Here is a 25,303-nt window from a genome sequence, read left to right on the forward strand (position 1 = left end):
TATCCCTACGAATCAAAAAGGTTTGATTTGCTCGGGGACGGCCACCATGTTGAAGCATGGGGCGATGCAACAGTTGGGTAGGAGCCTATGCTGCAACGGATTGAAGACATTGATGCGGCGCTCGTCGACAGGCTGCAGCATTCGGCGTTCAAGTACTTCCTGAAATATTCCAGTCCCGAAAACGGCCTTGTGGCGGACACATCGATCGGCGGGGTTCCGTGCAGCATCGCAGCCGTCGGCTTTGCGCTTTCCTCCTATCCTGTTGGTGTCGAGCGTTTATGGATCAGCCGCGAGGAAGCGGCCGAACGCACGGTCAATACGCTGCGGTTCTTCGCCGAGGCGCGTCAGGGCGAGGAACGCCACGCGACCGGCCACCGCGGCTTCTTCTATCATTTCCTGCACATGGATACCGGCCATCGCGCCTGGAACAGCGAGCTTTCGACCATCGATACAGCGCTGCTCGTCGCCGGCATCCTGACGGCTGCGCAATATTTCAATCGCGAAGACGACGAGACGGAAACCGAAATCCGCGAGCTCGCGACCTTCATCTACGAACGCGTCGACTGGCGCTGGGCGCTGAACAAGGGCGACACGATTGCCATGGGTTGGAAGCCCTCTTCCGGCTTCCTGCGCTGGCGCTACCACGGCTTCGACGAGGCGATCATCCTCTATACGCTGGCGCTCGCCTCACCGACGCACCCCATCCCGCAATCGAGCTACGACGCCTTTACGTCAAGCTATTCGTGGATGTTGCATGGCGAGCAGTCCTATCTCTATGCCGGACCGCTCTTCATCCACCTCTTCTCGCATGCCTGGATCGATTTCCGCACCATTCAGGACAAGCCGATGGCGGAGCGGAACTGGGACTATTTCCGCAACACGCAGGTGATGATCAACGTCCAGCGTGACCATGCCGAGCGCAATCCCGGCCAGTTCGTCGGCTATAACAGGAATATCTGGGGTTTCTCCGCCTGTGACGGCCCGCCGCCGACACGGCGCATGCGCGGCGGCCGCCAGCCGAAGGTTCTGGGTTACGCCGCACGCGGCGCGCCGCTCGGCCCCGACGACGGCACGATCGCACCCTGGGCGGCCCTCGCCTGCCTGCCCTATGACAAGCAGGCCGCGCTCGACGGTACCAAGGCGCTTCTGACCACCTATCCGAACCTGCTGTTGGAAGGCGGCTTCCCCGGCGGCTTCAACCCGACGGTCAAGACCAAGCGACCGGAAGGCTGGGTTGACGACCGCACCGTCGGCATCGACCAGGGGCTTGTCGTCATGACCATCGAGAACGACCGTTCGGATTTCATCTGGAAACTGATGCGGCAATCGCCGGTCATCCGCCTCGGCCTCGAACGCGCCGGCTTTACCGGCGGCTGGCTCGAAGGCATCGAGCCGGAAGAAGTGGTACGCAAGTTCGGCTAAGTCTAGAGCTAATCAGTTCTCGAAGACATGCGCCTTGCCGGCGATGTCGAGGCGAACGAGATCGCCTCGCGAGGGAAGAGCGACGCTCGAGGTCTTGATCAGGATCGGCGGCAGCGCCACGCCATCGAGCGAGACGGCGACGGTGCAGACCGCGCCGCCGAATTCCACCTCGACGACACGCCCGCCATAGTCGCGATCGCTCTCATCGGCAACGACGCGGATCTGCTCGGGCCGCAGCATGATCTCCGCCTTGCCCTGACGACTGCCTTCGACGGCGACATGGCCGAGGGCGCAGTCTGCCAAGCCGTTGCGGATGATGGCGGGAAGCAGCACGGCATCGCCGAGAAACAGCGCCGTCTCGCGATCGCGCGGATGCAGATATAATGATTGCGGCGACCCAGCCTGGATCAGCCGTCCCTCCCTCAGAACCGCGACCTGATCGGCAAAGGTCAGCGCCTCTTCCTGGTCGTGGGTGACGAGGATGGTGGTGATGCCGGCCGCCTGCAGCACGCGCGCAACCGCCTTGCGCATATTTTCCCGCAAACCGGTATCGAGTGCCGAGAAAGGTTCGTCGAGCAGCATCAGCCGCGGCTTGCGGCCGAGCGCGCGGGCGAGCGCCACACGCTGCTGCTGGCCGCCGGAAAGCTGATGCGGGCGCCGCGCCAGCATGCCGCGGTCGAGTTCGACCATATCGAGCAGCTCGAGCACGCGCTTCTCGCGATCCGCCGCCCCTCGTTCGAAGCCGAAGCCGATATTCTCGGCAACGCTTAAGTGCGGAAACAGCGCGCCGTCCTGCGAGACGATGCCGATGCCGCGTTTATGCGCCGGTACTGTCGCCGGACCGTCGGCAAGGACGTCGCCATCCAGCGTCACCCTGCCGACATCCGGTTGTTCGAAGCCGGCAATGATGCGCAGCAGCGTCGTCTTGCCCGAACCAGACGGGCCGACGACCGCCGTTCGGCTGCCCGCCGCGACGTCGAGCGAAATATCCTTCAACGCCTGGACGGGGCCATAGCGCTTGCTGATGTTCTCGATCGTAAGCAGCGTCATTGGCCGGCGGTCCGTTTCGATTGAGTATCGAGCATCAGGGTGAGCGGCAGCGACAGCACGACCATCATGAAGGCGTAGGGGGCGGCCGAGACGTAATCGAGCTCGCTGGTCAGCGACCAGAATTTCGTCGCCAGCGTATCGACGCCGTTGGGCGATAGCATCAGTGTCGCCGTGAGTTCATTGGTGATGCCGAGTGCGGCCAGCGCGACGCTGGCGGCCGCTCCCGGTGCTGCAAGCCGCATGGTGATCTGCCGCACCGCCTGACCCGGGGTGCGGCCGAGACCCATCGCGGCGCGCTCCAGCTCCACCGGCGCCTGGGCGATGCTGGCGCGTAAGCCGACCATGGCCCGCGGCAGGAAAAGCATCACATAAGCGACGAGCAGCGTTGCGAAGGTCTGATAGAACGGCAGCACGAGACGCACGGTGATCGTCACCAGCGCCAGCGCCACGACGACGCCCGGCAGCGAGCCGACATAATAATGGCAGGCTTCGAGCACACGCTGGAAGCGGCCGGGCGCACGCACGGAAAGCCAGGCCATCGGTGCTGCGGCAATCGTCGCCAGCACGCCGCCGATAACGGCAAGCACGATCGTCTGCAGGAAGGCGCTGCCGACTTCGATGCGCCAGATATCGGCGCCGCCGAGATAGAGCCAGCGGCCAAGCGTCACCAGCGGCACGCCGAGCGTCAGCGCCGCCAGGATGACAGGCAGCAACACGGCCGGCACAACGAACCAGCCCAGCCGGCGGCGGTCCGCCGGACGCGGCGAACCGGAGCCGACGCGGGCATAACGTTCATTGCCGCGCACCAGCACCTCGAAGCCAAGCAGAAAAAGACAGCAGGCGACGAGCACGCCGCCGAGCATGTTGGAGGCAGGGCTGTTGTAGGAGGACTGGAACTGATCGACGATCGCCGTCGCGAACGTGTCGAACCGGATCATGACGAACAGGCCGTATTCCGAAAGCAGATGCAGCGCGATCAGCAGTGAGCCGCCGCAGATGGCAAGCCTCAGCTGCGGCAGCACGGCGCGGAAGAAGACCCGCCAGGGATTAAGACCAAGCGAGGCCGCGGCATCCTCGATGGCCGGATCGAGACGGCGCAGCGCGGCGACGACCGGCAGGTAGAGGAACGGATAATAGGCGATGACCGAGACGAAGACGCCGCTCTGCAGGCCGCGCATGCCGGGAACGAGGCTGACCCAGGCATAGCTGTGCACGAAGGCAGGCACGGCGAGCGGGGCGATCGCAAGCCAGGCCCAGAGCCGCGCCAAAGGAATGTCCGTCCGTTCCGTCAGCCAGGCAAGCGTCACGGCAAGCACGATTGACAGCGGGATGGTGATCGATTCCAGCAGAACCGTATTGACGAGAAGTTCGCCGACACGCGGCCGGAAGACCAGCGCCCTCACCGTTTCCCAGCCGACATCGTAGGTTACCCAGCCGATGAAGCCGAGCGGCACGAGACTGAAGATCGCGACGACGGTTGCAAGCAGGATCACGGAAGCGTGCGGCACGCGTCCGCGCGGCAAGGCCATTCGCGTGGCCCTCGGCGCGACCGGCGCCTGGTTGCCGGATGCGAGCAATCTGTTGTCTTGCAGCAAGGCCGATGCCTTTACACGCTGAAAAGGAAGGCAACCGCTTTTGAGGAGCGGTTGCCCGATTTCGTCATGCCCTAAGGTTTTCTTGAGCCAAAAGCAATAGTTTTGGCCCGGCAAGCCTGCGGCAGAAAGGTCAGATCAGGCCGGCGGCCGTCATCAATTCCACCACCTTCTTGCTGTCCAGCGTCGAAGCCTCGACCTTGGGAGCATTGAGATCGGCGAGCGGCGTGAGCTTGTCGTTGGAGGCGGCATCCTTGCCGACGGCATATTCATAGGACGTGCCGTCCTTCAGAACCGCCTGGCCTGCTTTGCCGGTGACGAACTTCAGGAAAGCCTGGGCTTCCTTCATGTGCTGCGTGGATTTCAGGACGCCGCCGCCCGAAACGCTGACGAAGGCGCCAGGATCCTGGTTTTTGAAGTAGTGCATGCCGACATTCTTGCTGTTCTCGCCGGTTTTGGCCTGATCGCCGAACCAGTAGTAATGATAGATGATCGCGCCTTCGACTTCGCCAGCATTGACGGCCTTCATGGCGACGCTGTTGCCCTTGTAGGGGGTGGCGTTGTCCTTGAGGCCTTTCAGCCATGCCTTGGTGGCGTCTTCGCCCTTGAGCTGCAGCAGCGAGGCGACGATGGCCTGGAAATCGGCGCCGGCAGGTGCTGCACCCCAGCGGCCTTTCCAGGCCGGATCGGCGAGATCGAGCATCGACTTAGGCAGCTTGTCTTCGGTGAGCTTGGTCTTGTCATAGGCAAAGACGGTGGTGCGGGCGGCAATGCCGGTCCACATGCCGTCAGCCGGGCGATACTGATCCGGAACCTGATCCAGCGTTTCCTTTTCGATAGGGGCGAAGAGGCCCGCGCCATCAACCAACGTCATGGCCGGCGAATTCTCGGTCAGGAAGACATCCGCCGGAGAGGCGTCGCCTTCCTGGATGATCTGGTTGGCGAATTGCATGTCGCTGCCTTGGCGCATGGTGACCTTGATACCGGTCTCCTTAGTAAAAGCATCGATCCACTCGCGGCCAAGGCTTTCGTGTTGGGCATTGTAGACGACGAGACCTTCGTCCTGCGCATGGGCGCTGCCGGCGAGCGCGGTGGCGGCGAGAAGAGAAGCGGCAAGCGCAAGGGAAAAACGATTAAGAGCAATGTTCATGATGGCCTCCGTGGCAATGGCGCCCGAGCTCCCAAGGGCGATGAGAGGCGTATATTTTTCCTGACTGCGGATTTCAAGTTTGTCTTGGCCGGAAAAGCCATCACAATATCTTGACTGAATATTTCATGTTACAGCGGAATAAATCGCGATTGATCAAAAAAGGCGACGCTCCCGAGCGCCGCCTCTCTTTTACAGCCTTTTGCAGCCGGCTTATTCGACGTCGAACTTGACGCCCTGCGCAAGGGGCAGCGTCCTGCCGTAATTGATCGTGTTGGTGGAGCGGCGCATATAGGCCTTCCAGGCATCCGAGCCGGATTCGCGCCCGCCGCCGGTTTCCTTCTCGCCGCCGAAGGCGCCGCCGATCTCGGCGCCCGATGGTCCGAGGTTGACGTTGGCGATGCCGCAATCCGAACCGCGGGCGGAGACGAAGGTTTCGGCCTCGCGCATGTCGTTGGTGAAGATCGATGACGATAGCCCTTGCGGCACGGCATTGTGCAGCGCCAGCACCTCGTCGAAGTCACTGTATTTCATCACATAGAGGATCGGCGCGAAGGTCTCGTGCTCGACCGGGCCGGTCTGATCCGGCATTTCGACAAGCGCCGGGCGAACGTAGAAGGCGTCAGCCGAGCCATTGTCGACGCGCTCGCCGCCGGTCACCGTGCCGCCAGCCGATTTCGCCTCGCCAAGCGCTGCCTGCATCTTCTCGAAAGCCTGGCCGTCGATCAGCGGTCCCACAAGCGTACCGCTTTCCAACGGATTGCCGATGGTGACGGAGCCGTAGGCCTTCTGCAGGCGCGGCACCAGCTGGTCGTAGACGCTCTCGTGCACGAAGAGACGGCGCAGCGTCGTGCAGCGCTGGCCGGCCGTACCCATGGCGGAGAAGGCGACGCCGCGCAGCGTCAGGTCGAGATCGGCGCTCGGGCAGACGATCGCCGCATTGTTGCCGCCGAGTTCGAGAATGGCGCGGGCAAAACGCTGCGACAGGCGCGGACCGACAGCGCGGCCCATGGCCGTCGAGCCCGTGGCAGAGACGAGTGGGATCTTCGGATGATCGACCAGCACTTCGCCGACCTCGCGGCCACCGATGATCAGCGTCGACAGATTGGCCGGTGCGCTACCGCCCTCGGCGACGAAACGCTTCAGCGCCTTTTCGAACAGCGCCTGCACGGCAAGCGCCGTCAACGGCGTCTTTTCCGAGGGCTTCCAGACGGTGGAATTGCCGCAGACCATCGCGAGCGCCGCATTCCACGACCAGACGGCAACCGGAAAGTTGAAGGCGGAGATGATGCCGATCACGCCGAGCGGATGCCAGCTTTCCATCATCCGGTGCTCGGAGCGCTCGGTGGCGATCGTCAGGCCGTAGAGCTGACGGGAAAGACCGACGGCGAAATCGCAGATGTCGATCATCTCCTGCACTTCGCCCAGGCCTTCCGAGGTGATCTTGCCGACCTCGATCGAAACGAGACGGCCGAGCGCCGCCTTGGAGGCGCGCAGCTCCTCGCCCAGCAGGCGGACCAGTTCGCCGCGTTTCGGCGCCGGCACGGCACGCCATTCGAGGAAGGCCTGGTGCGCCTCTTCGATCGCCGCCTTCGTCTCGGAAACGGAATGTTCCCTGAGTTTGCCGATTTCCTCGCCGGTGACCGGCGAGGTGACGGAAAGCGTGCCGCCGTGATAGCGGCCGGCATCGACGCCGAGTTCGGCAAGCAGCTTGGCGGTTTCGGTGGCGAGATCGAGGACGGCGATGGTCATTGTCGTGTTTCCAATCTTATTATTCTCAGAAGCGGGCATCGGCGAAATGGGCGACCTGAGCGCCGGCTTCGTACCATATTTCCTTGAGTGCACGGAAGCTTGGCTCGGTGGGCGAAGTCAGCGGCAGCGGCAGATCGGCTTCCGGAAGCCGGCCGAGGATATGCTCCGCCAGCGTACGGCCGAAGACCGTGCCGGGGGCAATGCCGCGGCCATTGTAGCCCGAAAAGCCGACGACACCAGGTGCGAATTTGTGGAAGCGCGGCAGCGCATTGTCGGTCATGCCGATCTGGCCATACCATCCACATTCGAATTCGACGTCGCCGATATCAGGGAAGAGCCGCTTCAACGCGCGTTTGGCCCAGCCTTTGTGTACGGCAAGCCCGGCATTGCGCAGCGCCCCGACACTGCCGAAAACGAGACGGCCGGCCTGATCCATACGGAATGAGGAGAGGATTTCCTTGGTATCCCATGCGCCTTCCCGCTCGGGCAGGATCGACTGACGCAGATTGTAGCCGAGGGGCACAGTGGCAAAATTGAAATAGGGCAGACGCACCTGTTCGCTGCGCACCTGCTCCCACGGACCGGTGCTGTAGGCATCCGTCGCGACGATGATCCAATCCGCGCTGACCTCGCCGCTCGCCGTCTTCACGGTCCAGCAGCCGCCATTGCGCTCCGTCGCGATGACCGGGCTGGATGTGTGAATGGCGACGCCTGATTTGACGGCGGCATGGGCAAGGCCGCGCGCATAGGCAAGCGGCTGCAGGGTGCCGGCGCGTTTGTCGAGCAGCGAGCCGGTATAGGCATCGCTGCCGATACGTTTGGCCGTTTCCGCTGCATCGAGCAGCGTCACGGCTGCGCCGCGGGCGGACCATTGCGCCGCGCGTGCCTCGATCTCCTTCAGCCCGTCGGCGCCGACCGCGCAATGCAGCGTGCCGTTCCGTTCCAGTTCGCAGGCAATCTGATGCTTGTCGATCAGCTCCATGACGAGCGTCGGCGCATTGCCGAGCAGATCGAGCAGACGTTCGCCATGCACCGGGCCGAGCACGTCGGGCAGATCGTTCGGCATCACCCACATGCCGGCATTGATCAGCCCGACATTGCGCCCGGCACCGCCGAAGCCGATCTCCTTGGCCTCCAGCAGCACCACCTTCGACCCGGCTTCGGCAAGATGCAGGGCGGAAGAGAGACCGGTGTAACCGCCGCCGACGATGACGACGTCGGCCGACATCGCGCCGTCGAGAGGCGAGGTCGTCGGCGCTTCGGGCGCTGTCTTTTCCCAGAGGCCGTGGGAGCGCGGATCATTCAGCATGGCTCAGTCCGATCAGAGCGAAATCGCGGATACTCTAATGCATAAAGGGAAGCGTTGAACCTGCCATTTCACGCAACGGTCTTCAGCGGCAAGCCCGCAAGGCGGCAAGGCCGAGCGCCTCCAGCGCCGAATCCAGCGAGGCCGCCTGGCGTTCGGCGTAAAGTGCCAGCTCGTCCTGGACCGTGGCGCCAAGTGCTGCCTCGAAGGCGTCACGGTTCGAGCGGGTCGCATAGTTCTGCTGCTGGTCGGTGCCGAGGTTCGACTGGAAGATGCCGGCCGCGCTGACGGGCAGGAAGTCTTCGTAGACGATCGGGGTGAAGGCGAGATAACCCGAGGCGATCAGCGCCTCCAGATCGCAGGGCAGGGTGTTCCCGACCGCAGCGGCAATGCCCGCAGGCGTCGCGGAATAGCGGAAGAAGGCCAGATCCGCCCTGCGCAGCTCATCCCAGCTGTCCGGCAGTGCCTTGAAACGCGCGGCGAGTTCGTGGTCGTAGGCGCCGGCCTTGGCGCCGCCAGCGCCCACCTGCACCTCGCCGCGAACCGAGGCGAGCAGCTGGTCATAGAGCGCCCGACCCTTCGCCGTCAGCGCCACGCCGCGCTGTTCGATCTCGCCGAAGCGGGCGGTATGCGTCCCTTGTATCGCGCCGTCATCACCGGAAAAGGCGATCATTTCCTCCAGCGCCTTGAAACTCGTCTGCCGCAGCAGGATATCGCAATGGCGGCGCGGCGGCCCTTCGATGACCGCCTTCGGCGTGATGCCGCGCTCCGGCATGCGGGCCTGGACCGCGTCGATATCGAGCGTGCGCGGCGTCAGATGGTTGATGTGCGGCCCCTTGAAGCTGACGACGTCGGCGATCAGCCGATGGGCATCGTGCAGGCGCTTGTAGGTGTCGGCGCTGACGGTCGCTTCGCCATGCCAGCGGAAGGTTTCCAGCGCCTCGGCGACGAATTCCGTCGCTTCCGCCTCGGTCAGGCCGCCGTTCTGTTCGTGGCGCTCGATCAGCGCGACGGCGCGCGGCGTGTAGATCCGCCGTTTTGCCAGAATGGCTTCGGCCTCGCCGCGCAGCCCTTCGTCCTCGATCAGTTCCAGTCGCAGCAACGAGGTGAAGACGCGGAACGGATTGACGTTGAGCGCTGCCTCGTCGATCGGCCGGAAGCTGGTGGAATGAACCGGCACGCCGGCAACCGAAAGGTCGTAGTAGCCGACCGCCTGCATGCCCATGACCGCAAACAGCCGGCGGATGGTGAAAAGCTCGTCGGCCGTACCGAGCCTTATGGCGCCGTGGCGCTCGACATCGATGCGCTCCAGCTCGCCGGCCCGGGCCAGGCGATCGCGCAGGTCGGGATCTTTTTCGAGGCAGCCGGCATTCACATCCGCCACCAGTTCGATCAGCGTGCCGTATTGCGGCACCTCCGCCCGGTACATCTGCGACATCGCCTCGGTAAACAGCGATCGGATGCGGTCTGGGGAAACGAAGGCTTGCGGCATTGGGAAACTCCGGCTCATTCCGCTTTTGCAGGATGAACCTCTTTACACGCGCCAGAAAGCGGCAAATATCGCCATTTTGGAAATAGCCCATTCTGAAACGGAATGATCATGCTGACGTCTAGACGTTTTCTGCCGTCGATTTCGCATCTCGTCGCCTTCGAGGCGGTCGCCCGCACCGGCAGCGTGACGGCAGCGGCGCGCGAACTCGATCTGACACAGAGCGCCGTCAGCCGCCAGGTAAGCGCGCTGGAGGAGCAACTTGGCGTCGAGCTCTTCCTGCGCGAACGCCAGACCATGCGGCTGACGCTTGCCGGCGATGGATATGCCCGCGAGATTCGCGAGGCGCTGCGGCGGATATCGAGCGCTTCGCTGAACCTGCGCGCCAATCCGCATGGCGGCACGCTCAATCTCGCCATCCTGCCGACCTTCGGCACGCGCTGGCTGGCGCCGCGCCTCGGACGCTTTCTCGCCGCCAATGCCGGCGTGACCATCAATCTGGTGACCCGGCTTTCGCCTTTCGATTTCCGCCTCGATTCGATCGACGCCGCCATCCATTTCGGCCACCCGCACTGGCCGGGCGCCGAACTCGCACTGCTGATGTCGGAGCGCACGGTGCCGGCCTGCAGTCCGGATTTTCTGAAGCAATATGCGATCTCAGGACCAGAGGATCTGCTCGCCGTTCCGCTTCTGCATCTGACGACGCGTCCTGACGCCTGGGAGCAATGGTTCGCCGGCAATGGCGTTTCCTTCGAAAGCGTGCACGGCATGCTCTTCGACCAGTTCGCCACGGCGGCGCAGGCGGCAATCGCCGGCCTTGGCGTCGCCCTGCTGCCGACATTCCTGATGCAGGAGGAGATCAGGCGCGGCGATCTCATCGCCGCTGTCGACCGTGAAATGGAGAGCCGCGAGCGCTATTATCTCGCCTTTCCGCCCGAGCGCGCCGATTATGCGCCGCTTGCCGCCTTTCGCGACTGGATCGTCGCAGAAGCCACCGCCAACCCGGCTGCGTGACGAACGGCTTGCATCGGCATGGCGCTTTCGACCATTATGCGCTCCAAACAACTTTGCAGGAAATCTCCATGAAGCCGATCTTCGTCCAGCTCCAATGCGCACCCGGCAAGACTTACGATGTCGCCGACGCGATCTACCAGACCGAACTGGTCTCGGAGCTCTATTCGACCAGCGGCGACTACGACCTGCTGTTGAAGGTCTATATCGAGGAAGGCCAGGATATCGGCAAATTCATCAACGACAACATCGCCAATATTCCCGGCATCGTCCGCTCGCTGACAACGCTGACCTTCAAGGCCTTCTGAATTCCCGTCAGACGCGGTTAACCTTTTTCGCGAAGATTGGCCCTCGCAAGTGGTCTCTTAAACCGCGCCTTAACGCCGCACATATCTGGTCGTTGCTGTGTTAAAAGCCCGCATCAACACGGGCCGGCGTGCAGCGATAGGTGGAAAATGTCGATCATCGAGGCAGATAGGGTACGCGAAAGCCCGCAGTTGGCAACAAGCCCGCTGATCGTCCATGTCGTGCGCCAGTTCCTGCCCAATCGCGGCGGCCTGGAAGACGTGGTCGCCAATCTCGCCCGCCAGACCGTGCGCCGCGGTTACCGCGTGCGCGTCGTCACGCTGGATTCGCTCTTCACCGCGCCTGAAGACAAGCTGCCGCTTCGCGAAGATATCGACGGCATCGAAGTGGTGCGCATTCCCTGGTTCGGCAGCAGCCGCTATCCGCTGGCACCGCAGGTTTTCCGCCATCTCGCCGATGCCGATCTCGTCCATGTCCATGCCATCGACTTCTTCTTCGACGCGCTCGCCTGGGGCCGGCTGCTGCACGGCAAGCCGATGATCGTCACCACTCATGGTGGCTTCTTCCATACGCAGAAATACGCGGCGATCAAGAAGATCTGGTTCCGGACTCTGACCCGCGCTTCGGCGATGGCCTACCGCCGCGTCGTCTGCTGCAGCGCCTCCGACCTCAAGCAGTTTTCCGAGATCGTGCCCGACAGCCTGCTGATCGAAAACGGCGCCGATATCGGCAAGTTCGCCGACACCGCTTCGCGCCGGGCAAAACGCCGCATCGTCACGATCGGCCGGTTCTCGGTGAACAAACGTCTGGACCACCTGCTCGATGCGATGGCCATGCTGAAGACCCGCGATCCGGAATGGCATCTCGACATTGTCGGCGCCGAATCCGACCTGAACCGGGCGGATGTCGAAGGCGCAATCGAAAGCCGTCATCTTTCCGGCCGCGTCACCCTGCATGTGTCGCCCGAGAACGACACCATCCGGCGCATCATCGCAGAAGCCTCGATTTTCGCCTCCGCCTCGGAATATGAAGGTTTCGGCCTGGTGGCGCTGGAGGCGATGAGCGCCGGTCTGCTGCCCTTGCTGAACGCCAACGATGCCTTTTCGACGCTCGCCGACCGGCATCCCGTTCTCATGCTTGCCGATTTCACCAATCCTGAGACCGCCGCCACGGCGCTCGAAACCGCCTATGAACACCTTTCGCGCCAGCCGGACGCCGTTCGCGCCGTGCTTCTCGACGCCGCCCGCGGCTATTCCTGGGATATCGTCGCCGGACGTTATATCAATCTCTACAGATCGCTGGATATCGTCGCCGCAGAAAGCATCTGATCTTGTCTTCCTGCCGCATAAGCTACAGCATTTCGCGTGTGAAAAGACGCGTGGGCTTAAATTCCGGTCATGCTCTGGCGAGACGAATGATCTCGTCGAGTACGAATTTGCGCGATTGCGGTGGCGTCAGATTGTGGTCGGCATCCGGCAGCATCAGCAGCCGCACGTTCGGATAGCGCGAAAGCCTGGCGCCGCGCGGCCCGAAATGGAAATAGACGTGGTCGAGCCCGACATCGCCCTCGCTGTAGATCAGCGTCAGCGGCACCTTGCGCTTGCCGAACAGCGCGAAGGAGTGCCGGACCTCGCGGGCGATATGGCGCCGGTCGGGAAGCAGCTCGAGCAGGGGCGCGATCCACGGCGACAGCCGGCGGCCAGCGGCGATGATGATGTTCCGCAGCGCCGCAACGACGTCGACCTGGCCGCGCAGCAGCCGCTTCAGCGTGTCGAGTCGCGCGAGGCGCTGGCTGTAATCATCGAGGCTACGGGGAACGGAGACGACATGCTCCCGGCGCACCGGCATGTCAGGATCCCAGTAATAGACGAACGGATTGATCGACACGACTGCCTTCAGCCGTTCGTCGGCGACGCCGGCGCGGAAGGCGACATAGCCGCCGCTGCATCGGCCGGCGACCATGACGGGGCCGGCGACGACGCTTTCGAGCAGATCCAGCGCAGCGACTGCATCCGCGGTCTGCGTATCCGAATAAAGCACCTGTTCCGGCGCATCCGGCCGCGGCGGGCTGTCGCCGACATTGGCAGAATCGAAGCGCAGCGAAACGACGCCCTGGCGGGCGAGCTCGCGCGCCATATCAACCGTCGTCCGTCCCCAGCCGGCATGCCGGTCATAGGCAGTCGACAGGAAGAGCACGGCATTGCCCTTGATCTCGCCGAGCGGCCGGCTGACGACGCCGACCAGATGATTATGGCTTCCGAAACGGACCGGCGTTTCCGCAAAACCGTCGCCGGCAAGCGGCGGGTTGTCGATCGCTGCCGGTGAATGGGCGGCGGATGTCGCCGTCGTCCTTGTCTCCAGCCACGCCGTCAGCAGCGCCACGACAGTCATCGGCGTTTTGGCAAACAGCGGGTTGGTGGCGAGTTCGTCATAGCCTTCGAAAGCCTTCTGCTCGACATCGGCGCCAAGCGCCTTCAGCGCATCGGCAAAGCCGGTATCCTCGGCTTTGGCAGGACGTTCGAGGATCAGGTAGCGGGAGGTTGCGAGCCCCTGCGGCGAGGTGATGTTGAGCTTGCCGAGCTCGGCGGCGATCTCTTCGGGCATGACGAGCCCGGCAATCTGCACCTTGGCAGTCTGGATATGCTCTTTGCCGAGGCCGAGATCGGCATCGATGATCTTGGACCACATGTTGAGTTCGCGTAAATAGGCTCTGCCGCTCAGCACCGGCGCCAGCATGACGAGGCTGTCGACGCCGTCGATCGATAAACCGACGCGATGGGCAAGCGTCGCACCGAGGCCCTGGGCGATGAGGATGACGCGGTCGCAGCCGCTCAGCGACTTCAGCTTCGCGGCGGCCGCACGGATCGAATCTTCCCAGGTTTCCAGCCTTGCCGGCAGCGCGTCGAAATCGAGCGCATCGCCAGTGCCGCGATAGTCGAAGCGCAGGCTCGCCACGCCGATATCGGAGAAATGCTCGGCCGCGACGCGGAAGAATTTCCGGCTGCACATCTCCTCGAAACCCCAGGGGCTGACGAAGAGCACCGCAGCCGAACGTTTCCTGGCGAGAGGATTTTCAGGCATGAACAGCCCGATCGTGCCGTCGAAGACGACAGGCAGGGCGGCGCTGCGTCCCGCACCCTCGGCCGGTTCGAGTGAGAATTCGCCAGGCGCGACCTTGGCGCGATCGGGATCGCCGGGAAGCCGCGGCGCGATGAAATTGATCGCGTGGCCGATCGGCCGGCGCAGCAGGGACGGCATCTTCTCAAGAATGGAGCGCATGACTTCGACATCCTCGCCCGGCACGGCGCGCAGCACCCGCAGTGCTGCAAAATAGCAGAATGCGCCGGCGATGATCGCGCCGACGAGGCCGAGCGGACCCTGGACGAATTCCAGCACGGAAATCGCGCCGCAAGCACACAGCACGGAGGCGAGCGTCACCTTCGTCAAGCTCGCGTAGAGGCCCGAAAGCTGGGATCCGAATCCTGTCTGTCTGATCATCATCACCGACATCGCAACGAATACGAGGATACGCACGAGTGCGGCACCCTCGGCTGCAAGCCTAGGTATGATGAGTAAACAACCCGCTACCATCAGAAGGCCACCTATCACACTGATGTTCAGGCGGGAGCGGGCCCTGTCCATCGACAAAAGGTAGAGGCTGAGGATCTGCATGAAGGTATAGGCGGGAGCAACAAGCGCAAGCAGCGCCACCACCGTCCCGCTGCGGCGGAATGCTTCGCCGAACACCACGAGCACCAGTTCACTGGAGATCGCGGCAAGCCCCAGGCTCATCGGCAGCACGATATAGGCCATGCTGCGGGTGACGGCGGTAAAGACCTCGACCGGCAATGTCGAATCGTCGCTGCTGTGCCGCCGCTCGGAATAATAGGGCAGCAGGCTGCCGGTCATCTGGATCGGCAATTGCAGCGCGATATTCGCGATCGACAGACCGACGGCATAATAGCCGACCATCTCCACCGACCAGAACTGCTGCAGAAAGAGCAGCTCGAGCCGATTGAGGAAAATGGAATCGATGATGAACTGGATCGACAGGATGACGGAGGAGGAGGCGAGATATTTCAACGAGACCCCGCACCAGTCGCGCCGCGCAAGCAGGATCGGCAGCGTGGCGAAAAACAGCACGAGCTGGCCGAGCGCATAGCCGACGAGAACGCCCTCGACGCCGTAGAAAACGGCGCCGACGGCAACGCCGGCAAGCTGCACGATCGAGACGGCGACCGTCAGCTTAAAGAAGGCGCCCAGCTTCTTTTCGCCGATCAGGTAGAATTTGACGAAGGATCCGATCGCCTGGATGAAGAACAGCACGCCCGTGACCAGAGCGACGGATGGCGCCGTGTCGGCCCAGTGCATCTTTTCGGAGGTCAGGAAGAACAGCGCGTAGAGCGCCAGCAGCACGACGGTCGAGAACATCATGAAGCTGACGAGGATGGCGGCGAAACCCCGCCGGCGGCGCGCATCGAAGCCTTCCGCCGAAAGTTGCGGCAAGGTCTTCAGCAGCGTGATGCTGGAGCCGAGCTCGGCGATCGAGGCGCCGGTCACCACCAGCCAGAGCGAGAAGGCGACGATGCCGTTGGCTTCCGGCCCGAGCAGCCGCGCGGTTATGATCGATGAAACAAAGCCCGTCAGAAGCAGCAGCATGCCTGCCGCCGCGTTCATCACCGAGTTTGCGATAATACCCTTCGACATCTGTCCATCCGTCAGGATCGGCCTACCGCCGCATACCCGCCATCTCTAATGCGAAAATGTTAAAATAAAGCGGAGTGACGACCTCAGCTTAGCTCGCCTGCATCGCCGCCAGCGTCTGAAGCGCCTTCTCGTAGCTGTTTTCTGCGAGGTAACGCAGCAGGAACTCCCGTGCCTTCTCGGCCTTCTCTTCCGCACGCTCGGGTGCGCGGAAGATATCTTGCAGGTGCGCGGCCGCAGCCTCGGGTGAGGGATCGGCCCAGACCGCGCCTTCGAGCCCGGCAAATTCGGGATGGGTATCGACCACCGGAATGAGGGGAGAGGCAACCAGCCAGCTATTGTCGGGATCGCAGAAATCCACCGTGCCCGACCAGGCCGTGGAAATGACGGGCGTACGCTGCACGATCGCCTCGGCCACCGTCAGCCCGAAACCCTCGGAACGATGCAGTGAAAGATAGGCGTCTGAACAGCGGATGAGGCCGTTGATATCGGAGTCCGACATCCTGTCGGTGACGATCCTGATCCGGGTATTGCCCTTAACCGAGGCGACCAGTTCGCGCAGGCCCTCATCCTTGTTGATATCGCCGCTGGCCTTCATCAACAGGAAGGCGCTGGGGCAATCGGCGGCAAATATCCGGAAGGCCTCGATGACGGCCTGCGGATTCTTCCGGTTGATCGAGGAGCCGGCGCTGAAAATGAAACTGACGAGAAAGGCGTCTTCCTCGATGCCGAATTTCTGGCGCATTCCTTCCGTCGCCGGCTTCTCGGTGACGGGATGCGGAACGACGATGACCGGTGCCGCAGTGAGGGGCGCAATCGCCCGCCTGGTGAATTCCGACGGAACGAAGACGGCATTCATGTAATGCATCGCATTGCGCCACTCGGCCGGCACGACTTCGAGCTCCCAGGCAAAATAGCCGATGTTGAAGGCGCGGGTGAAATTGGCAACGCCCTTCTTCAGGATGGCGCGCGGCAGCATCGGCGGATTGAGATGCCAGATCCGGCTCCCTGCGGCTTCGGTGGAGAGATGCGACGGCATCCATCCGGCAAAGGAATTCTCGTCAGGATGCGTGCTGACGTCGGAGAGCGAAATCGCCCGCCCAGCCTCCGACAGAGCGCCGGCGCAGAGCCTTGCCGATTCGCCGACGCCGACCGCCATCGAGAGATAGCCGACGATTTCCACCGGCCTGCGCGGATTGAAGGCAAGACGCGACCGCGGGATCAGCCGCTGCAGAACATGGGCGCGCAGAAAGCGGTATATCGTTCTCAAATCACGGTCTTTCCCAATGGATCGGCATCATCCTTCGCAGCGGCTTCAGCCCTCGATTGCGACGCGATGCGAACTGCCTAGACTTCTGATCTCGCCCGCAGGCGGAATATCGCTTTCCACGCCGGACAGCGCGTGGAGCTTCACGCGCCGCATCGCGCCGGGGGCAAGGTGGAACCAGTCGTCGTCGGCCCGATAGCCTTCGACGTCGATATGCACAGATTGCGCCAGCCGGTCGGTCCTGAGGTCAACGAACCAGTCGTCGCCGTCTCTGGTGAATGATGCTTCGATACCTGCATCATGCAGCGCCTTCCCCCGTCCGCACGGGAAGTGGAAGCTCTCGGCGAGGATGGTACCGTCCGCCAGCGAGCGCAGGCGCGCCACACTGGCATCATGCGCCGGCGGCCCGAAACGGAAAGCATAGGTCGTATCGAAGAAGGCGCCGAACAGCGCGGTGCAGGCAAGGCGCTCCGTGTCTCTTGCCGCCAGCTTGAAGGCCCTGCTGCCGCTGACGACCTGCTGTTTTCCGCCGCGCAGGCAGACGACCTCGAGCTCGACATCGAGTGCTGCGTCCGTCTCGTTGACGACATGCACGTCGAGACCGTTCGTTCCCTCGTCGGTGAAGACCACTTGCACCGGCCGGAATGCACGGCGCATCGCATACCAGACCGGCTTCGGCTCTCCGGTGGAGTCGATCACCCCCCAGCCGGGGCCGGGCAGCAGGTCCTGCAGCGTCCAGACGAGCGCGCCGTTGCAGGCGGAGCCCTTGCGCCGCCATTCGGCAAAAGTCTCCTCGATCACCTCGCCGGTAACGGCGCGGGAGAGATCGAGATAGCGTTCCGGATCTTCGCGGCGCAGCTCAGCCGGATCGAAACCGTAGAGAAGCTGCAGGTAAAAGTCGCGAACATCCTCGAAATCCCACGATGCACTGCGGTCGCGGGGCACGCGGGCCTTCCACAGCGGGCTGTGGACGGCGGGCACATCGAGATGGCGCTGCAGCGTTCTTTGCTGCGGCACATGCGCGAAGGCGAGGCTTTCGGAGGCAAAACGCACATCGGCGCGGCGCGCATCGGCAATCGGCCGCATATAGGCGCCGACGCCGTAATAATGCGCAATACCGGCATTGGGCGAAAAGGGCATCGCTCCGCCATAGGGCGAGTTCGAGACATAGGGCACGTCGGGGCGGATGCGCGCGACGACCGCCGGGATGATTTCATCGGTGACCGGCCCGCTCCAGAATTCCGCCGGCAGGCCGAGCATCGCCGCCTGCTGGTGGATTTCGCTGCCGCCGCAGAGCACGGCCAGCGAAGGCGACGCCTGCACGCCGTGCAGGAATTCCTCAACCTCCGCATGCACGTGGCCGAGAAAAGCCTTGTCGTTGCGCGGATAATCAAAATTGGCGAACATGAAGTCCTGCCAGACGAGCAGACCGAGCTCGTCGCAGAGCGCGAAGAAATCAGGCGTTTCGTAGGCCATGGTGCCGCCGATGCGGATCATGTTCATGCCGGCTGCAGCGGCAAGCCGCAGGAACGGCTCATAATCCGCCCGCCCGCCCGGCAATCGCGCGATATCGGCCGTCGTCCACACGGCGCCGCGGCAGAAGATGCGTTCGCCGTTGACGAGGAGCGCGAAGTCGTCGCCATCGGCACCACGGTTGACGTCAATACGCCGGAAGCCGGTCCTGCCGAGCGGATATTCCGCGCCATCGGAAACCAGCGTCAGCGCGTAGAGACGCGGAGCGCCATGCGTATGCGGCCACCAGGCCTCTATGTCGGAAAGCTTGAGGATAGCCGAGTAATGACTGTCGCCGACCTTCTCGAAGGACTGCTCCATTCCGCCGCAGCGCAGCAGCATTGCCGGATCCTCGGCATTGCTATGCAGGGACACGCTGAGACGGCCGACGCCACTCTCCTCCAAAACGGCGCGGATGGAGACATTGTCGATCGAGACGGGATGACGCCGGATCATCGAAATCGGCCGCCATGGTCCGACGGCATGGATATCGGGGCACCAGCCCGGCATATGGCCGAGCAGCGTCGTGCGGAAATTCTTCAAGCCCGCCGGCGTGATCATCTGCGGCCGCCAGCGTGCGCGCGGGCCCGGCTCCGACAGGCGGGGGCCGAGCGCCCGGAAGCACAGTGCCAGTTCGTCGCCGCCCGAAAGCGTCACCGGAATCTCGTGCGCCGTGAACATGCTCTCGGAAAACAGGATTTCCTGGCCGTTCAGGAAGACGTGGCAGAGTGTCGCCAGCCCTTCGAAACGCAGGATCGCGTCGCCGGGCTCGGCATCGAAAAGCCGGCAGAGATACCAGGCATCCCGCGTGTTCAGCGGCTCGGGATTTTCCCGGTCGAAGAGCCCGGCTTTCTCGAGCGCGGCGGCGACGGTGCCGGGAACGGGTGCTGGAATGAACTGTGCGGAAAGCGGGATGTCGTGCGGCACGGCGCAGGCGCCCGGCTCCGTCAGGATCAGGTTCCAGCCTTCGGAAAGTAGACTTTCCTCGGCACCGATGCTTGCCAAACGCCCCCGCATGGTCAGATCTCCGGCCTCAGATTCGCCCCGCAAGCGACGCCATCATGGAATCCCATGCATCGGCGGCCGGATCAAGTGCTGCCTGCAACGGCCCGAACTTTCTGCGGGTGACGGCGCGGGCAAGCTGGAACTGCACCGATTTCGCCACCTCCGAAATACGCCTGGCATGCTCGGCGGCAGCCGCGAATTCACCAGGGGAAAGCCAGGTGAGGTAATCGGCCGCCAGCTCGAAATTGGCGCCCACCTGGCGAAGCGTGTTGAAGGCGTATTTGTGGAAGAAGCCGAACGGCCGTTCCGCCACCGCTTCGACCTGTTGTGGAAAAACGCTTGCAAAGGCGCGGATCGGATTTTCTCGGGGACGCCGAGCGAAGTGAAAGCCGGCAAGCCGCCGCGCGGTCGACCGCAGATGCGTTTCATCGGCCGGCCTTTCCGGGAATCGTGCAAATTCCGTGTAGGGCAGGAACGGCGGGTCGTTTTCCGTCAGATGCAGCTGGAACAGCCCGTCGAAATCCTCGCCTTCGAGCCGGAAATAACCGGCATTGTGGAAATAATCGACGCGCTTGGCCGCAACGTCCAGCCGATTGATCGCAACCGTCGTCTTGCCGTGCTCCTGCCGGTAGGCGGTGCCGCGCGTATCCGGCATGTAGAAGGAATCCATTTCGATCAGGCAGAGACGGGCTCGCGCAATCTGAACCTCGACATGGCGTTCGACACGGTCGTAGATGGCAAGCTCAGTCGCACGAATGTCATAGAGCGCTTCGAGATCCTCAAGCGGCACCTTGAAGAAGGTGAACTGGTCGCCCTCGAAATCCTGCGTCAGGGTAAAACCCAGCATCGCCTCTGGCGCAACGCCTGATGTTGCCAGAACCTCGATCCAGAGATCGACATAGCAATTGGTTTCCGGCCAGGCGCGCTCGCCGGAATGCAGTGGATGCGCCCGGTAGGTTTCCGGGTCGATTCCCGAAAATACCCCCGAAAATACCGACGTCATCGATTTGCTCAGCCCCACAGCGCTTTCCGTACGCTGGCCGGCCATTGCTTCACATCGAGCCCGTGATGATGGAAGAGGGCAAGGGCGATGCGCTCCAGTCCGAAGCCGACGCAGGCGGTGTGTGCGACACTGCCGTCTTCGAGATTGAGACCCCACTTCGTGCCGAAGGCATCCTGATGGTAGTTGAAGCTCATGCAGGCGGTCGGATTGGCGGCCGAGGTGATCGGGATCAGCAGCTCGAACTTCAGGTTCTGGTCGCGCTGATTATTGGCGAGCATCTTGCCGGCGCGGCCGAAGAACGGATCATTGGCGACGTCGATCGTCACATCGAGGCCGACGGCCTTCATCATCTCGACGCCGCGATCCATCCAGCGCTGGCGGAAATCGGTGACGTGCAGCTCGGTGCCCATGCAGACATATTCACGCATGCGGAACAACTGCTGGCGGGCAGGGTCTTTCGACGGCTCATGGCGGAAGCAATAGGATTGCAGGTCGAAGAGGCCGCCCGTCTTTGGCAGGTTGCCGCGCTTGGCGATCGTCGGATAGAGCGGATAGCAGGCAGCCGGCGTCAGCACGATATCGGTCGCCTCCTGTCCCTTGGTCCAGTCTTCGCCGACCTCCATGCATTGCAGCAGGCTGACATGATCGAGCTCGCTGCCGCAGAAGCTGTGCACCGTGCCGGCGAGCTGCGGAAAGCTCTTCATGTAGCCGCTCTTTTCGAAGAAGGCGCGGTTCATGCCGGGCGGAAAGCGCATGGCTTCGGCACCATCGGCGCCGCCGAACGTGTCGATCAGGCGCTCGAAGGCAGCGATCACGTCTTCGAACTGGCCGCTGCGGCCGTAGAGTCCGTCGATGCCGGTATCTATCAGCAGACCGGATTCGAAAAGCCGGTCCAGAAACGAGGTCTGCATATCCATGACTGTCACCCCAATAGGCTAGTGTCCTGCTTATGGACAAGAAGCATGCTCGACGTGTTGCCGAGGATGCGGTCATTCGAAATCATGAGCTGTGCGGAATGCGCGTCGCGCAGATGGCGTCCGAGGCTGAAGGGCGTGCCGTTCTTATAGCCCATGATGCCGCAGATCAGCATCGCATGGTTGACGATCTCCAGGATCGTCTCGGACGAGGCGATCTTGAGGTTGTTCATCGCCACTGCAAAGCCCATCGAGGACAGCCGGTCGGCATCGGCCTTGGCATCTTCATAGGCCTTGAGGCCGGCAACCACGTTGGATTTCACCATCTGCAGCAGGTTCGAAACCTCGGCGAGGCGCAGCGCGCCCGGCGGCTGGGCATCCGGCGCCTTGCGGGCTGCGGCACGCACGAAAGCCTGGGCGCGCACAACCGCGTCGACGGCGATGCCGTACCAGACGCCACTCCACAAGAGGTGCGAGGAGGCAAGCATGGACTGCGCCGCGATCTCAGCGAAAGGCTTCGGCAGGATCTGGCAAGCCGGCGCTTCGCCCTTGAACAGGAAGCCGTCGGAGCAGGTGCCGCGCATGCCGAGCGTATTCCAGACATGCGTTTTCTCGAGCGTGTACTGGTCCTTGAGGAAGGCCGTCAGTACCTGATCGGAGGAAGCCGCCTGCGCGTGGGCACGCGAGGTGATAAGAATAGCGTCGGCGTGCGAGCCGTAGGAAATGACAGTCGCATCCTTTTCGAGGCGGCACGTGTCGCCATCGACCTCGACCGCACAGATGCTGTTGCGCAGATTTCCGCCGATACCACCTTCGGTGGTGGCGGATGCGATCAGCAGCTGTTCGGCGGCGATGCCGCGCATGAAGCTGCGATGCCATTCGCTATCGGCGCCGTGTTCAACGAGGCTCGACAGCTTGATGTGGTGCATGGCGAAGACCATGGCGCTTGCGGCGCAGGCCTGGCCGAGCATCGAGCACAATTCGGCGATCTCGGTGATCGAGGCGGATTCGCCGCCGAGATGGCGCGGCACCTGGATGCCGAGCAGCCTTTCGGCCTTCATCGCATCGACGGCTTCCCGAGGAAAACGGGCTTCGGCATCAACGGTATCCGCGTGTTTCGCCGCAATTTCGGCGACGCGGGCCACCCTTGTGACAAGACCGTCCTGCATGATCTTGACGGGGAAATTCATCAGGCGACCTTCCGGCCGTCCCGGATGAGATCGACGGTTCTGGCGATGGCCGAGATGCTCGCGAAGGATTTGCGGTTCAGGAGATTGTCGGGAAACTCGATGTCGAAGGCCTCTTCGAGGCCAAGCATCAACTGCACAGAAGCAAAGGACGTCAAACCTGCCGCATAAAGATCGGCGTCGTCGGCGACCTGATCGATCGGCCCAGGAAGCTTGCCGAATTTGGCTACGAGGTCGCGGATTGCCTTATTCATCCCATCACTCCAAGATTCTCATGATCCCGATCCGGCGTTCATCGCCTTGTCATGAGCGTTCTTTTAGTGCGGAAAACAGAACATTCCGCTAATTTATTGAGTTAAATATGCCTAAGGCTCATAGTTAGGATTTTAGCGATCATTCCCGCGCCGTCGTAAACAACCACCTTATATCAATGACTTAAGATAATTTCGATACTGCGACACAGTCTGGTTTCTGGCGTGGCGAGTACAGAAATGACACGCAAAACGCCGCGTTTTGTCTCAACCGGCCGGTGGATAGGAATGCTCGCCGCCGCGATAATCGGTGATGGAATAACATCCGTCGCCTGTCGCACGGATCGCACTCCCAGTGACGACGGCCTTGCCGTGACCGCCTGGGATATCGAGGATGTATGCCGGCTGGCAGAGACCGGAAATTCGCCCGCGCAGCGCCGCGACGATCTCCTGCCCCTCGTCGATCGTCACTCTGAAATGACTGGTGCCGGGCGCCAGATCCGGATGATGGAGGTAATAGGGTTTGACGCGGATTTCGACGAAGGCCTTCATCAGCTTCGCGAGCACGTCGGGATCGTCGTTGACACCCTTGAGCAGCACTGACTGGCTGACCATGGCGATGCCGGCATCGACGAGGCGGCCGCAGGCCGCCCGCGCTTCGGTCGTCAGTTCGCTGACATGGTTGGCGTGCAGCGCGATATAGACCGTCTTGCCGCTCGCCTTCAGCGCGGCGATCAGCGCCGCATCGATCTTCTCGGGATCGACGACCGGAACACGCGTATGGAACCTGATGATCTTGACGTGCGCGATGCTGGCAAGCGCCTCCATGATCTCGCCGAGCCGGCGCGGGGAAAGCACCAGCGGATCGCCGCCGGTGAGGATGACCTCCCAGATTTCCTCATGACCGCGGATATAATCGAAAGCGGCCTGCATCGCCGCCGCATCGAGCGTGCCGAGGCCCTGCGGCCCCACCATTTCGCGGCGGAAGCAGAAGCGGCAATAGACCGGGCAGACATGCACGGCCTTGAGCAACACACGATCGGGATAGCGGTGAACGACGCCTGCGACGGGGCTGTGGGCATGATCGCCGATCGGATCGGCGCGTTCTTCCGGGACGATCGTGAGTTCGGCTGCATCGGGCACGAATTGCCGAGCGATCGGATCATCGGGATCGGCTCGATCAATGAGCTTGCTGATCGCAGGCGTCAGCGCAACCGCGTAACGCGCCGCCACCTCCTCGAGCGCTACGCGATCGGCAGGCGCGACCAGCCCCGCCTTCACAAGATCGTCGACGCTCTTGATCGGTTTGACGACATTCATCTTCCAACCTCCGCCACCGGCGCCCAGAGCACCTGGTCGATGCGCGATGCTCCCGTCGCCAGCATCACCAGCCGGTCGAAGCCGAGCGCGATACCGCTTGCCTCAGGCATCAGCGACAGCGCGGCGAGGAAATCCTCGTCGATCGGATAGGTCTCGCCGTAGACCCGCGCCTTCTCGGCCATCTCGATCTCGAACCGTCGCCGCTGTTCGGCAGCGTTGGTGAGTTCGCCGAAGCCATTCGCAAGCTCGACGCCGCAGGCATAGAGTTCGAAACGCTCGGCAACTCTGGGGTCGCGTGCCGAGGGACGGGCAAGGGCTGCCTCCGAGATCGGATATTCGTCGAGGATGGTGATGCGGCCGAAACCGAGATGCGGCTCGATCTTTTCGACCAGCACCCGGCTGAAGAGATCGGCCCAGCCGTCGTCATCGGCAACCCGCATGCCGACGCGCTTCGTCTCGGCCGCCAGATGGTCGCGGTCAGTCGAACCGTCGGCAGCGACGGAGGCGAGAAGATCGATGCCGGCATGACGCTCGAAGGCTTCGGCAACGCTGATCCGCTCCGGCCCGGCGAAAGGATCGCTCTCGGCGCCGCGATAGGCAAGCTTCCCGGTCTTCACTGTTTCGGCCGCCAGCGCCAGGATCCGCACGCAATCCATCATCAGGCTCTCGTAGCTTTCGCCGGCCCGATACCATTCGAGCATGGTGAACTCAGGATGATGCAGCGGCCCGCGCTCGCGGTTGCGATAGACATGGGCAAAACACGAGATGCGTTCCTCGCCGGCCGCAAGCAGCTTCTTGCAGGCAAATTCCGGCGAGGTGTGCAGGTAGAACGGCGCCTTTTGCCCATCCGTCGTCAGCGCTTCCGTCGCGAAGGCATGCAGATGCGCCTCGTTGCCGGGAGAGACCTGCAGCACCGCCGTATCCACCTCGATGAAATCCTCGCGCGCGAAAAACCCGCGCAACGCCGCCTGGATCGCATTGCGCCCGATCAGGAACGGACGGCGGTCGGCATGCACGGACGGGGTCCACCAGGGGGACGCTTTCGCCGAAGAGTTCATTCCAAGC

The 25,303-nt window shown here is 62.8% G+C and carries 18 protein-coding genes and 1 pseudogene; 4 read left to right on the forward strand and 15 right to left on the reverse strand.

All coding sequences use genetic code 11. The features are described 5' to 3' along the window. Positions 1-87 precede the first annotated feature (87 nt). A complete protein-coding gene (locus GFM02_RS07300; protein WP_168321274.1) occupies positions 88-1,422 on the forward strand; it encodes a glucoamylase family protein in 1,335 nt (444 codons plus the stop codon). A 12-nt stretch (positions 1,423-1,434) separates the two neighbouring features. On the opposite strand, the gene GFM02_RS07305 is transcribed toward GFM02_RS07300, so the two are convergent. From GFM02_RS07305 to hglS, 6 genes and pseudogenes are all read right to left on the reverse strand, one after another. Continuing rightward, complete coding sequence (locus GFM02_RS07305) at positions 1,435-2,472, reverse strand: ABC transporter ATP-binding protein (RefSeq protein ID WP_168321275.1); 1,038 nt, start codon at positions 2,470-2,472, stop codon at positions 1,435-1,437. After that, the gene (locus GFM02_RS07310) at positions 2,469-4,049 is read right to left on the reverse strand and encodes an ABC transporter permease subunit (protein WP_168321385.1); all 1,581 of its coding nucleotides are present in this window, start codon (positions 4,047-4,049) and stop codon (positions 2,469-2,471) included. The genes GFM02_RS07305 and GFM02_RS07310 overlap by 4 nt, the downstream gene beginning before the upstream one ends. A gap of 148 nt (positions 4,050-4,197) precedes the next feature. Then, positions 4,198-5,214 (reverse strand): iron ABC transporter substrate-binding protein, encoded by a 1,017-nt coding sequence (locus GFM02_RS07315; RefSeq protein WP_168283301.1) that lies wholly within the window; start codon positions 5,212-5,214, stop codon positions 4,198-4,200. A 210-nt stretch (positions 5,215-5,424) separates the two neighbouring features. Then, entirely contained in the window at positions 5,425-6,963 is a 1,539-nt protein-coding gene (gene amaB / locus GFM02_RS07320) for an L-piperidine-6-carboxylate dehydrogenase (RefSeq protein WP_168321276.1), read from the reverse strand. A gap of 25 nt (positions 6,964-6,988) precedes the next feature. Beyond that, positions 6,989-8,272, reverse strand: coding sequence for an NAD(P)/FAD-dependent oxidoreductase (locus GFM02_RS07325; RefSeq protein ID WP_168321277.1), 1,284 nt, complete (start codon positions 8,270-8,272; stop codon positions 6,989-6,991). Between the two features lie 68 nt (positions 8,273-8,340). Beyond that, positions 8,341-9,779 (reverse strand): annotated as a pseudogene (gene hglS, locus GFM02_RS07330) (2-oxoadipate dioxygenase/decarboxylase HglS). 84 nt (positions 9,780-9,863) lie between these two features. On the opposite strand from hglS, the gene GFM02_RS07335 reads away from it, so the two are divergent. The 3 genes from GFM02_RS07335 to GFM02_RS07345 all read left to right on the forward strand — a co-directional run bounded on the left by GFM02_RS07335 (position 9,864) and on the right by GFM02_RS07345 (position 12,403). Further along, complete coding sequence (locus GFM02_RS07335; protein WP_168321278.1) at positions 9,864-10,772, forward strand: LysR family transcriptional regulator; 909 nt, start codon at positions 9,864-9,866, stop codon at positions 10,770-10,772. Between the two features lie 68 nt (positions 10,773-10,840). Continuing rightward, entirely contained in the window at positions 10,841-11,077 is a 237-nt protein-coding gene (locus GFM02_RS07340; RefSeq protein ID WP_003543721.1) for an Lrp/AsnC ligand binding domain-containing protein, read from the forward strand. A gap of 147 nt (positions 11,078-11,224) precedes the next feature. Further along, positions 11,225-12,403, forward strand: a complete 1,179-nt coding sequence (locus GFM02_RS07345; protein WP_168321279.1) for a glycosyltransferase family 4 protein — start codon at positions 11,225-11,227, stop codon at positions 12,401-12,403. Positions 12,404-12,470: 67 nt separating this feature from the next. On the opposite strand, the gene GFM02_RS07350 is transcribed toward GFM02_RS07345, so the two are convergent. From GFM02_RS07350 to epmA, 9 genes are all read right to left on the reverse strand, one after another. Beyond that, on the reverse strand, positions 12,471-15,782 hold the full coding sequence (locus GFM02_RS07350) for an oligosaccharide flippase family protein (protein ID WP_168321280.1): 3,312 nt from the start codon (positions 15,780-15,782) through the stop codon (positions 12,471-12,473). A gap of 88 nt (positions 15,783-15,870) precedes the next feature. Continuing rightward, positions 15,871-17,049 carry a glycosyltransferase family 4 protein gene (locus GFM02_RS07355; RefSeq protein ID WP_168321281.1) on the reverse strand — a complete coding sequence of 393 codons (1,179 nt, stop codon included), beginning with the start codon at positions 17,047-17,049 and terminating at the stop codon, positions 15,871-15,873. A gap of 45 nt (positions 17,050-17,094) precedes the next feature. Further along, positions 17,095-19,575, reverse strand: a complete 2,481-nt coding sequence (locus tag GFM02_RS07360) for a glycoside hydrolase family 2 protein (protein WP_168268635.1) — start codon at positions 19,573-19,575, stop codon at positions 17,095-17,097. A gap of 16 nt (positions 19,576-19,591) precedes the next feature. Next, a complete protein-coding gene (locus GFM02_RS07365; RefSeq protein WP_348643954.1) occupies positions 19,592-20,584 on the reverse strand; it encodes a DUF1839 family protein in 993 nt (330 codons plus the stop codon). Next, entirely contained in the window at positions 20,575-21,483 is a 909-nt protein-coding gene (locus GFM02_RS07370; RefSeq protein ID WP_025396393.1) for an amino acid--[acyl-carrier-protein] ligase, read from the reverse strand. Before GFM02_RS07370 ends, GFM02_RS07365 begins: the two co-directional genes overlap by 10 nt. A 5-nt stretch (positions 21,484-21,488) precedes the next feature. Continuing rightward, on the reverse strand, positions 21,489-22,670 hold the full coding sequence (locus GFM02_RS07375; protein WP_168268639.1) for an acyl-CoA dehydrogenase family protein: 1,182 nt from the start codon (positions 22,668-22,670) through the stop codon (positions 21,489-21,491). Further along, positions 22,670-22,921 (reverse strand): acyl carrier protein, encoded by a 252-nt coding sequence (locus GFM02_RS07380; protein WP_025396395.1) that lies wholly within the window; start codon positions 22,919-22,921, stop codon positions 22,670-22,672. Before GFM02_RS07380 ends, GFM02_RS07375 begins: the two co-directional genes overlap by 1 nt. 264 nt (positions 22,922-23,185) lie before the next feature. Continuing rightward, positions 23,186-24,238 carry a lysine-2,3-aminomutase-like protein gene (locus tag GFM02_RS07385; RefSeq protein WP_168268641.1) on the reverse strand — a complete coding sequence of 351 codons (1,053 nt, stop codon included), beginning with the start codon at positions 24,236-24,238 and terminating at the stop codon, positions 23,186-23,188. Further along, positions 24,235-25,296 carry an EF-P lysine aminoacylase EpmA gene (gene epmA / locus GFM02_RS07390; protein ID WP_168268644.1) on the reverse strand — a complete coding sequence of 354 codons (1,062 nt, stop codon included), beginning with the start codon at positions 25,294-25,296 and terminating at the stop codon, positions 24,235-24,237. The genes GFM02_RS07385 and epmA overlap by 4 nt, the downstream gene beginning before the upstream one ends. Positions 25,297-25,303: the final 7 nt, after the last annotated feature.

This window comes from Rhizobium leguminosarum bv. viciae, from assembly GCF_012276115.1.
Classification (GTDB): domain Bacteria; phylum Pseudomonadota; class Alphaproteobacteria; order Rhizobiales; family Rhizobiaceae; genus Rhizobium; species Rhizobium leguminosarum_T.